10 protein-coding genes are annotated in these 10,228 nt (G+C 62.0%); 9 read left to right on the top strand and 1 reads right to left on the bottom strand.

Going from position 1 to position 10,228, the window contains the following annotated elements:
* Positions 1-99 precede the first annotated feature (99 nt).
* Both purE and HQL56_14685 read left to right on the top strand, forming a co-directional pair.
* On the top strand, positions 100-612 hold the full coding sequence (gene purE / locus HQL56_14680) for a 5-(carboxyamino)imidazole ribonucleotide mutase (protein ID MBF0310766.1): 513 nt from the start codon (positions 100-102) through the stop codon (positions 610-612).
* On the top strand, positions 602-1,243 hold the full coding sequence (locus HQL56_14685) for a threonylcarbamoyl-AMP synthase (protein MBF0310767.1): 642 nt from the start codon (positions 602-604) through the stop codon (positions 1,241-1,243). Before purE ends, HQL56_14685 begins: the two co-directional genes overlap by 11 nt.
* Here the strand turns inward: HQL56_14685 and HQL56_14690 are convergent.
* Positions 1,182-1,622, bottom strand: coding sequence for an FxsA family protein (locus HQL56_14690; protein MBF0310768.1), 441 nt, complete (start codon positions 1,620-1,622; stop codon positions 1,182-1,184). The genes HQL56_14685 and HQL56_14690 overlap by 62 nt on opposite strands.
* 216 nt (positions 1,623-1,838) lie before the next feature.
* On the opposite strand from HQL56_14690, the gene atpH reads away from it, so the two are divergent.
* From atpH to glmS, 7 genes are all read left to right on the top strand, one after another.
* Positions 1,839-2,378 carry an ATP synthase F1 subunit delta gene (atpH, locus tag HQL56_14695; protein ID MBF0310769.1) on the top strand — a complete coding sequence of 180 codons (540 nt, stop codon included), beginning with the start codon at positions 1,839-1,841 and terminating at the stop codon, positions 2,376-2,378.
* 6 nt (positions 2,379-2,384) lie between these two features.
* On the top strand, positions 2,385-3,956 hold the full coding sequence (locus HQL56_14700) for a F0F1 ATP synthase subunit alpha (GenBank protein MBF0310770.1): 1,572 nt from the start codon (positions 2,385-2,387) through the stop codon (positions 3,954-3,956).
* Between the two features lie 16 nt (positions 3,957-3,972).
* The gene (locus tag HQL56_14705; protein ID MBF0310771.1) at positions 3,973-4,866 is read left to right on the top strand and encodes a F0F1 ATP synthase subunit gamma; all 894 of its coding nucleotides are present in this window, start codon (positions 3,973-3,975) and stop codon (positions 4,864-4,866) included.
* A 76-nt stretch (positions 4,867-4,942) separates the two neighbouring features.
* Positions 4,943-6,361: a F0F1 ATP synthase subunit beta gene (gene atpD, locus HQL56_14710; GenBank protein ID MBF0310772.1), complete on the top strand. Its 1,419-nt coding sequence runs from the start codon at positions 4,943-4,945 to the stop codon at positions 6,359-6,361.
* Positions 6,362-6,376: 15 nt separating this feature from the next.
* Positions 6,377-6,799: an ATP synthase F1 subunit epsilon gene (atpC, locus tag HQL56_14715; GenBank protein MBF0310773.1), complete on the top strand. Its 423-nt coding sequence runs from the start codon at positions 6,377-6,379 to the stop codon at positions 6,797-6,799.
* A gap of 39 nt (positions 6,800-6,838) precedes the next feature.
* Positions 6,839-8,215, top strand: a complete 1,377-nt coding sequence (gene glmU / locus HQL56_14720) for a bifunctional UDP-N-acetylglucosamine diphosphorylase/glucosamine-1-phosphate N-acetyltransferase GlmU (GenBank protein MBF0310774.1) — start codon at positions 6,839-6,841, stop codon at positions 8,213-8,215.
* A 6-nt stretch (positions 8,216-8,221) separates the two neighbouring features.
* The gene (gene glmS, locus HQL56_14725) at positions 8,222-10,057 is read left to right on the top strand and encodes a glutamine--fructose-6-phosphate transaminase (isomerizing) (protein ID MBF0310775.1); all 1,836 of its coding nucleotides are present in this window, start codon (positions 8,222-8,224) and stop codon (positions 10,055-10,057) included.
* Positions 10,058-10,228 lie beyond the last annotated feature (171 nt).

The following is a 10,228-nucleotide window of genomic DNA, read 5'->3' on the forward strand; positions in this document are numbered from 1 at the left end:
GGGCGCTGCCCCGAACCCCGCCGGGGGGGATAATCCCCCCCGGACCCCCGTATGACTGAAAAGACTACGCTTCCAACAACCATTTATCGGGTTTCGATCATGACACAAAAAGCCGTGGTAGGTATCTTGATGGGTTCCGACTCCGACTGGGAAATCATGCGCCACGCCGGCGAAACCCTGAAGAAGTTCGCCATCCCCTTCGAAATGAGCGTCACCTCCGCTCACCGCACCCCGCGTCGCACCCATGAATATGCATCCAGCGCTCAGGAGCGGGGCCTGAAGATCCTGATCGTGGGAGCGGGAGCCGCCGCCCATCTGGCGGGGGTGGTGGCCTCCGAAACCCTGCTGCCGGTCATCGGCGTGCCTCTCTCGGCTACCGACCTCCAGGGTCTGGACGCCCTGCTGGCAACGGTGCAAATGCCCGGCGGCATCCCCGTGGCCTGCATGGCCATCGGCAAGGCCGGAGCCGTCAACGCCGCCCTGCTGGCCATCCATATCCTGGCCTTGGAAAACGACGAGCTGCGGCGAAAATTGCAACTCTATCGGGACGACATGGCCAACGCCGTGGAAAGCCGTCACGCCGCCCTGCAAGAGAAACTGGGTGCCTCCTGAGACGCTGTTGATCCGGGCGATGGCCGTACTGAGCCGGGGAGGGGTCATCGCCCACCCCACGGAAACACTCTTCGGCCTCGCTGCCGACCCCCGTTCCGCGACGGCGTTGCAACGCCTGGAACGCATCAAGGGAGTCGGCTCCCGCCAGGGCTATATCCTGCTCGTTCCGGGACGGGAAGGGCTCGCCGGACTGATCGATCCCCCCGGCGAGACGGCGAGTCAGTTGATGGACCACTTCTGGCCGGGTCCCCTGACCCTGGTCCTGCCGGGGGGGCGACATCTCCCGCAGGCCGTGACGGGAGGCAGCGGATTCGTGGCTCTGCGCCACTCCCCGTCGGAAACGGTGCGCGCCCTGATGCGCCATTGGCAGGCGCCGCTGCTCTCCACCAGCGCCAATCGCCACGGTCGGGCCCCGCTTGCCGATGCCGCCGAGGTGCAGGCCGAACTGGGTCGGGAGGTGGAGCTGATCCTGCCCGGAAAACAGACTCCCGGCGCCCGGCCCTCCACTCTGCTCAAGGTGGTGGACAACCAGGCCTGGCTGCTGCGCAATGGCGCACTTTCCGCCACCGTTATTGCAAAAGCCCTCCCCCGTCTCGATCTTCGGGATGCTTCCGGCACTCCCCTTCGATGACGACATCCTCCCCACCGGGAGAGTAACCGCCGGCGCCGCCGCCGAAGCGCCCGGTCAGCCATCGACCCACCCGTCGCCGCAACGGGGAGATGATCAGCAGCAGGGCTCCGATATCACTGATGAACCCCGGCACGATCAACAGGATCCCTCCCAGGATGGCCAGCAATCCTTCCAGCAGGGTCTGCTCCACCGCCTGCCCCGAAGCCAGTCGTTCCTGAAGACGCAGCAGAATCCGCAAGCCCTCCGCCCGGATCAGCAGAATTCCTGCCACGATGCCACCGATCAGGCAGGCGAGAGTCCAAAATATACCGAGCCACTGGCCCACGATCAGTAAACCGAACAGTTCGACAATCAGCAGCCAGGACACCACCGAAGGCATAAAGGGGATACTCCCAGAAGAATGGTCCGGAGAATGAGGTGGAGTGCATGCGAATTCCACATAACAATGCTAGCATATCCTGGAAAATCACCACACGGAAATGTGGAAAAAGATGCGAGGGGGATTTTGCATGGAGCGTTGAACCGCGTTCGGATTTATGCTACTGATCCACTGTTTCGAAATCAGGCAACATATCCGAACGAAGGATCTGGAACCGTGCACGAAAGCACCTTGGCCAAACGCTATGCCAATGCCCTGGCGGACCTGGCTTCCGAGAGAGAGCTTCTGGAAGCGGTGGGTGCCGATTTGACCGCTTTCGAAGCCTTGTGGACGGAAGTACCCGGTCTCGAATACCTGCTGGTCAGTCCGACCTCTTCCGAGAAAGAGCAGGCTGAGGCGGTGGAGACCATTTTGTCCCAGGCCTCGTATCAGGATATAACGGGGAATTTCCTGCGCCTGCTGGTGGAAAAGCGGCGCATGATGCTTTTCCCTCAAATGCGCCTGGCTTATCAACGAGCCTTGGAGGAGCGCAGCGGGCGTCTCGCGGTGGAGGTTCGTTCACCCAAGCCGCTGCTGAGAACCCATATTACCGGGATACAAACCGCGCTGGCCGAAGCGACCGGTCGGCAGGTGGATGTTGAAGCCGGCGTCGACCCCGCCCTGCTGGGTGGCATGGTCGTACAGGTCGGCAGTGTGATGATGGACTTTTCGGTACGCAGCCAATTGAATCGTCTCAAAGCCATGATGAGAGGGTAGAAGTCGATGCAGATCAGTGTGGCGGAGATCAGCGAAATCCTCAAAAAACAGATTGCCGACTTCGGACAGGAGACGGAAATCGCCGAGGTGGGCAAGGTGATTGCCGTCGGCGACGGCATCGCCCGGGTCTATGGCCTGGACAAGGTCATGGCCGGAGAGATGGTTGAATTCGACGAGGGGACCCAGGGCATGGCCCTGAACCTCGAAGAGGACAACGTCGGCGTGGTCATTTTCGGTTCCGACGTGGGTATTCGGGAAGGAACCGTGGTCAAGCGTACCGGTCGCATCGTGGAGGTGCCTGCGGGCAAAGGCATGCTGGGCCGGGTGGTGGACGCTCTGGGCGTGCCCATCGACGGCAAGGGCCCCATCACGAATACGGAGTCCAGTCTGGTGGAGAGGCAGGCGCCTGGCATTCTGCCCCGCCGTTCGGTGCGTGAACCCCTGTACACCGGATTGAAGGCGCTGGATGCCCTGGTTCCCATCGGGCGCGGGCAACGCGAGTTGATCATCGGTGACCGGCAGACCGGCAAGACGGCGGTGGCCATCGACACCATCATCAACCAGAAGCGTACCCACGAAACGGAAAAACCGGTCTACTGCATCTATGTGGCCATCGGTCAGAAGCGGTCCACCGTGGCCCAGGTGGTGAAGGTACTGGAGAAGCACGGCGCCATGGCCTATACCACGGTGGTGGCCGCCACGGCCTCCGATCCGGCTCCCATGCAGTTTCTGGCGCCCTACTCCGGTTGCGCCATGGGTGAATATTTCCGCGACAACGGCATGCACGCCCTGATCGTCTACGATGATCTCTCCAAACAGGCCGTGGCCTACCGGCAGATGTCCCTGATCCTGCGCCGTCCTCCCGGACGCGAGGCCTATCCCGGCGACATCTTCTATCTCCACTCCCGCCTGCTGGAACGGGCCGCCAAGCTCAACGACGACAACGGCGGCGGCTCCCTCACCGCGCTGCCCATCATCGAAACCCAGGGCGGCGACGTGTCGGCCTACATTCCGACCAACGTGATCTCCATCACCGACGGCCAGATCTATCTGGAGTCGGAGCTTTTCTACGCCGGCATGCGACCCGCCATCTCCGTGGGTCTGTCGGTCTCCCGCGTGGGCGGATCCGCCCAGGTGAAAGCCACCAAACAGGTGGCCGGCTCCCTGCGTCTCGATCTGGCCCAGTTCCGGGAAATGGCCGCCTTCGCCCAGTTCGGTTCCGACCTCGACCCCACCACCCAGAAGCTCATCCATCGCGGCGAGCGGCTGATGGAGCTGCTCAAACAGCCCCAGTACCAGCCCCTTTCCATGGAGGAACAGGCGGTGGTCCTCTTTGCCGGTACCCGTGGTCTGCTGGACCATCTGCCGGTCGGACGCATCACGGCTTTCGAAGCGGCCCTGCTCAAACATATGCGCGGCAAACACGCCGATATCCTGGAGACCATCCGCAAGGAAGAGAAACTGAGCGAAGCCACCGATGAGCGGCTCAAGACGGTGTTGACCGCCTTTGTGAAGGTGTTCGAATCGGCTGGAACGAGCGAGGATACGGCGGAAAAATCGACCGGAACTCAACGCTGATACGGAGCCTGGCGCCATGGCCAATCTGAAAGATCTCCGCAAGCGGATACGTTCCGTTCAGAACACCAAGCAGATCACCAAAGCCATGAAGATGGTGGCTGCGGCGAAGCTGCGCCGTTCCCAGGACCGGGCGGTGGCGAGTCGGCCCTACAGCGAGCGCATGGGCGGCATGGTGCGTTCCTTCGCCTCGCGCTTGAGCGAGAACGAGAACCTGCCGCCGCTGTTGACCGGCTACAAGGACGAAACCCGGCGGGTGGAGCTGCTGGTGATCACGGCGGACCGGGGCTTGTGCGGCAGCTACAACTCCAGCGTCATCCGCGCGGTGCGCACTCGGGTCGTCGAACTGCAGAAAGAGGGTTTCCAGGTCTCCGTGACCTGCGTGGGCCGCAAGGGCAACGATGTGCTCAAGCGCCGATTCCCCAATCAGATTCGCAAGGTCCACTCCGGTGTCAACCGCCGCCTATCCTTCCAGGTGGCGGAACAGGAGGTGGCCGCCGAGCTGCTCGGCGCTTTCGCGGATCGCAAGTTCGACGCCTGTTTCATGGTTTTCAACAGCTTCAAATCGGCCATGACCCAGGTAGTGACCTGGCGGCAGCTCATTCCGGTGCAGTTGGAAGTCAAAAACGACGGGAAGGACGAAGAGGATACCGCCAGCTTCCTCAGCGAACCGGAGGAAGAGGAACTTCTCGCCCAGTTGTTGCCCAAGAATGTGGCGGTGCAGGTCTTCCAGGCCCTGGCCGAGGCGGACGCCTCGGAACACGGTGCGCGTATGACCGCCATGGACAATGCGGTGCGCAACGCCTCGGAGATGATCCGCAAACTGACCATCTCCTTCAACCGGACCAGGCAGGCGGCCATCACCACCGAGTTGATGGAGATCATCAGCGGTTCCGAATCTCTCAAGGGATAAGGGGTCGCCGGGTTTCTTCACCTGACTTTACAGATAAGTGGCGCTATTTCATCATAGGGTACGGAGCTTTCAATCCATGAGCGAAAAGATAGGACGTGTGGTGCAGGTGGTGGGCCCTGTGGTCGATGTGCGCTTTCCAGGCGAGCTGCCAGCCATTCTCAACGCGCTCACCCTGGAAAAGGATGGCAGCCGGGTCGTGCTGGAAGTGGCGCAACACCTCGGTGAGAAGACGGTGCGGACCATCTCCATGCACTCCACCGACGGTATCGTGCGGGGTATGGAAGTGGCCGACACCGGCAAGCCCATCATGGTGCCGGTGGGCAACGCCACCCTGGGCCGCATCCTCAACGTGGTGGGTGAGCCCCAGGACGGCATGCCGGCGGTGGAAACCAACGATTATCTGCCCATGCACCGGTCGGCTCCGGCCTTTGCCGATCAGTCCACCGAATCCCTGATCCTGGAGACGGGCATCAAGGTGATCGACCTGCTGGCTCCTTACGCCAAGGGCGGCAAGATCGGCCTCTTCGGCGGCGCCGGCGTGGGCAAGACGGTGCTCATCATGGAGCTGATCAACAACGTGGCCCAGGGCCATGGTGGTTTTTCGGTCTTCGCCGGCGTGGGCGAGCGTACCCGCGAAGGCAACGACCTCTACCACGAGATGATCGAGTCCAAGGTCATCGATCCCAAGGATTGGCGCCGTTCCAAGGCGGCCCTGGTCTACGGGCAGATGAACGAACCCCCCGGCGCCCGCGCCCGGGTGGCTTTGACCGGTCTGACCGTCGCCGAATACTTCCGCGACGTGGCCGGACAGGACGTGCTGCTCTTCATCGACAACATCTTCCGGTTCACGCAGGCCGGTTCGGAAGTGTCGGCCCTGTTGGGACGCATCCCCGCCGCCGTGGGTTACCAACCCACCCTGGCCACCGACATGGGCGCTCTGCAGGAACGCATCACCTCGACCAAAACCGGATCCATCACCTCGGTGCAGGCCATCTACGTGCCCGCCGACGACCTGACCGACCCGGCCCCGGCCACCGCCTTCTCCCATCTCGACGCCACCACGGTGCTGTCGCGGCAGATCGCCGAAATGGGCATCTATCCCGCGGTGGACCCCCTCGACTCCACCTCCCGCATCCTGGACCCCCAGGTGGTGGGCACGGAACACTACCGCGTGGCGCGTGAGGTGCAGCGTATCCTGCAAACCTACAAGTCCCTGCAGGACATCATCGCCATTCTGGGTATGGACGAGCTCTCCGAAGACGACAAACTCACCGTCTCCCGGGCCCGCAAGATCCAGCGCTTCCTCTCCCAGTCGTTCCATGTGGCCGAAGCCTTCACCGGCCAGAAGGGCGTGCTGGTACCGTTGGCGGAAACCATTCGCGGCTTCGCCGAACTGGTGGCCGGCAAACACGACGACGTGCCGGAAGCCGCCTTCTATATGGTGGGCACCATCGACGACGCCATGAAAAAGGCCAAAACCCTGTCCCAAAGCTGATAGGAAGCACCACCCATGGGCGCTTTTTTCAAGTTCGAGCTGATCACCCCGGAAAGACGGGTTGTCGCCAAGGATGTGGAGATGATCGTGGCCAGCGGCGCCGAAGGGTACTTCGGCGTGCTGCCGGGCCATTGTCCCTTCCTGTCGGCCCTCAAGCCGGGGCCTCTGGTCATCGGCAGCGGATTGGAAGCAGAACAGTATATTCTGTCCAACGGCTTTGCCCAGGTAGTGGACAACCGCATGGTGGTGCTGGTGGACCAGGCCACTCAGACCAGAAACATCGATCGGGCCAAATCCCAGGCCGAGGTGGAGATGGCCAATCGCAAGTTGGACACCCTCTCTTCCGAGGATCCCGAGTACCAGGGCTGGACCAACCGGCTGGAATTTGCCAAGGCCTGCCTCAAGGCGTTGGAGAAACAGGGCAAGAGCGACCACTGATCTCGCGGTTCGCCATCCTCCCGAGCATTGCAGGTTGTCATGAAACTGAGTGCCATCCTCGTTCTGGCAGCCGGGCGCGGTACCCGCATGCGCTCGTCGCTGCCGAAAGTTCTCCACGCACTGGCTGGTCGTCCACTGTTGGCGCATGTTCTCGATGGGGCAAGGAGACTTGCCCCGCAGCGTTTGGCGGTGGTGATCGGCCACGGCGGCGAACAGGTGCGACAGGCCTTTCCCGACGCGGATCTCTCCTGGATCGAACAAACCGAACAGAAAGGCACCGCCCATGCCGTCTCCACCGCCCTGCCGCTACTGGAGGGACTGGAGGGGGAAGTCATCGTCCTCAACGGTGATACGCCTCTGGTGGATGGCGACTTTCTGGAAGCGTTGCTCACCGACCACCGCCAGCAACAACGCGCCGTGACCGTGGTTTCCACCCTGCTGGAAACCCCTCGGGGGTATGGCCGGGTGGTGCGGGACGGCGAGGGCGAACTCCTGAGCATTGTCGAGGAGAAGGACGCCAGCCCCGTGCAACGCGAGATCCGCGAAGTCAACGCCGGCGTCTACTGCATCGACCTCTCCCAACTGGCGCCTTTGCTGGCGCGCATCACGCCTCACAATGCCCAGGGGGAGTTCTATCTCACCGATATCATCTCCCTGGGATTGGAAGCGGGCCTGAACATCGGCGTTTTCTGTCATGAGGATGCCGCTTCCCTGGCGGGTATCAACAGCCGGCAACAGCTTGCCGGGATGGAAGCCCTCTATCGCGACCGTCTGGTGCGCCGCTTCATGGACGAGGGGGTGACTTTCGTCGATCCCACCTCCTGCTGGCTGGCCTGGGATGTGGCTCTGGGAACGGATTGCATCATCGAACCTCATGTGATTCTGGGGCCCGGTGTCTCCATCGGAGAGGGGTGCCATATCGGACCTTTCTGTCAGCTGCGCCATTCCCGTCTGGGTCCGGGCTGCGAGGTATCGGCCTTCAGTCATCTCGACGGCGTGGTGGCCCAGGGGCCCAACGCCATCGGTCCCTACGCGCGTTTGCGCCCCGGAACCCAACTGGCGGCCAGGGCGCGGGTGGGCAACTTCTGCGAAACCAAGAAAGCCATCATCGGCGAAGGCGCCAAGATCAACCATCTCTCCTACCTCGGCGACTGCCAGGTGGGCGCGGATGTCAATGTGGGCGCGGGGACCATCACCTGTAATTACGATGGGGTAAACAAGCATACCACGATTATCGAGGAGGGGGCCTTCATCGGCTCCGATACCCAACTGGTGGCTCCGGTGACGGTGGGGCATCATGCCGTGGTGGGGGCGGGTACGACGGTTACCAAGGATGTGCCCCCGGAAGCGTTGGCGGTGTCGCGCACGGCGCAAACCCATATTCTCAACTGGCGCAGGCGAAAAATCAGGGAGTGATCGGCCATGTGCGGCATCATCGGAGTCATCAGCGAGCGCAACGTCACCCCCATGCTGGTGGAGGGGCTCAAGCGCCTGGAATATCGTGGTTACGACTCCGCCGGGGTGGTGGTCATCCATGATCAGGCATTCGGCATGGAGCGGGCCACCGGCAAGCTGATCCATCTGGAAAACCGCTTGTCGGGCCGTCCGACCCCGCTGGTGGGTTTCGTCGGCATCGGGCATACCCGGTGGGCCACCCACGGGGCGCCCAGCGAACACAACGCCCATCCCCACTGTTCGGAAGATGTGGCGGTGGTGCATAACGGCATCATCGAGAACTATCTGGCCCTGCGGGAGGAGTTGCAGGCTCGGGGCGTGGTTTTCGCCTCCGAAACCGATACCGAGGTGATTCCCCATCTGATCACCCTGGAATTGCGGCGTGGTCTCGATCCGGTGGCGGCGGTGCAGGCAGCGGCGAGTCGGCTGCAGGGGGCCTTCGCGCTGGGCGTTCTGGTGCGCAGTGCGCCGAACATGCTGATTGCCCTGCGTCGTGGTTCGCCGTTGATTCTGGGTTTGGGCGACGGGGAGAACTTCATCGCATCGGACGCCACGCCGCTGGTGCCCTATACCCGGCGCATGGTTTACCTCAACGACAACGACATGGCGGTATTGACCCGGGAGGGGGTGACCCTCACCGATCTGGAAGGCCGTCCGGTGCATCGTTCCATCAAGGTTTCCCAGCTTTCCAGCGAATATACCGAGAAGTGGCCTTACCGCCATTTCATGCAGAAGGAGATTTTCGAACAGCCCACCGCCATCGGCGAGACGCTGAAGAGCGTGATTCATGCCGCGCGGCGGCAGGTCGGGCTGGAGGATATCGCTGCGAAACTGGCTTTCGATCAGGTGGGGGCCATTACCATTGTGGCCTGTGGCACCTCCTGGCATGCCGGCATGGTGGCCAAGTACTGGATCGAGCAGTTGGCGCGGTTGCCGGTAGCGGTGGATATCGCCTCGGAATTCCGTTATCGGGAGCCGCCTCTGCTGCCGAAGACGTTGATGGTGGTCATCTCCCAGAGCGGCGAGACGGCGGATACTCTGGCAGCGTTGCGTTACGCCCAGGGGCAGGGTCAGCGGGTGTTGGGCATTGTCAACGTGCCCGAATCGACCATTGCCCGTGAGGCCGACAGTGTGCTGTACACCCAGGCGGGGCCGGAGATCGGGGTGGCTTCGACCAAGGCCTTTACCACCCAGTTGATCGTGCTGGCCAGTTTGGCTTTGGCGCTGGGGCGCAGCCAGGGCCATTTGACGGCGGACCGGGAAGCGGAGTTGGTGGGGCAACTGTTGCATCTGCCGGTGCGGGTGGAGGAGGTGTTGACTCAGGACGAGACGATTGCCCGGATCGCCCGTGAGTTGATGCATGCCAACGGCTTTCTTTTCCTGGGGCGGGGCAGTTGTTTTCCGATTGCGCTGGAGGGGGCGCTGAAGCTCAAGGAGATCTCCTACATTCATGCCGAGGGCTATGCTGCCGGAGAGATGAAGCACGGGCCGATCGCCCTGATCGACGAGGAGTTGCCGGTGGTGGTGGTGGGGCCGCGGGATGGTCTTTTCGATAAGCTGGCCAGCAATGTGGAAGAGGTCAAGGCGCGGGGTGGTCGGGTGGTGGTATTGACCACGGAGCAGCAGGGGGCGGGGCAGTCCTGCAAGGCCGATTTTCGCATTCCCATGGCGGATTGCGGGGATTTCGTGGCGCCGATTCTGTATGTGATTCCATTGCAGTTGCTGGCGTATCACATTGCGGTATTGAAGGGGACGGATGTGGATCAACCGCGCAATCTGGCCAAGAGCGTGACGGTGGAATGATTCCGTTGACTTTCAATATTTGTCCTTTAAGTATCAAAAAAAGGAAATGTTCTATCCTTTGACTTTATCTGATTTATTTGTGACCATTCAGATCCCTGCGCGGTGAGCATGATCAGGTCAACGGCGAAAGAAAAAGTCCCAGGGGTGCCCCCTGGACCCCATGGGGTCGGA

The organism is Magnetococcales bacterium, from assembly GCA_015231925.1.
In the GTDB taxonomy this organism is placed as follows: domain Bacteria; phylum Pseudomonadota; class Magnetococcia; order Magnetococcales; family JADGAQ01; genus JADGAQ01.